The 444-nt window shown below is 73.9% G+C and carries 1 pseudogene; it reads left to right on the top strand.

Annotated elements, in window-relative coordinates:
• Positions 1–441, top strand: a pseudogene (locus tag FNQ90_RS26570) (glucosyl-3-phosphoglycerate synthase); the annotation flags it as partial.
• Positions 442–444 lie beyond the last annotated feature (3 nt).

The following is a 444-nucleotide window of genomic DNA, read 5'->3' as shown; positions in this document are numbered from 1 at the left end:
GAGCTGGTCGCACGCCCGCTGCTGAATCTGCACTGGCCGCAGTTGGCCGGTGTGGTGCAGCCGCTCGGCGGGGAGTACGCCGCCCGCCGCTCGCTGCTGGAGCGCCTGCCGTTCCCCGTCGGCTACGGCGTGGAACTGGGCACCCTGGTGGACACCCTCGACCTGTGCGGGCTGGACGCCATCGCCCAGGTCGACGTGGGGGTGCGCCGCCACCGGCACCAGGACGGGCAGGCGCTGGGCAGAATGGCCGCCGCCATCCTGCACACCGCGCAGTCCCGTCTGCCCGTGCCACCGGGGGTGATCCCGATCCGCCCCGGCATCACCCAGTTCGACCGCGTGCCCGAGGGCGGGTTCACGCCCCGCCACCACGCCGTGGACACCGTGGAACGGCCACCACTGGTGACCGTTCCCGAGTACATGGCCGCCCGTCGGGCCGCCTGAGCC

This window comes from Streptomyces alkaliphilus (assembly GCF_014141535.1).
GTDB lineage: Bacteria > Actinomycetota > Actinomycetes > Streptomycetales > Streptomycetaceae > Streptomyces > Streptomyces alkaliphilus.
This window is presented reverse-complemented; position numbering and strand designations above follow the sequence as displayed.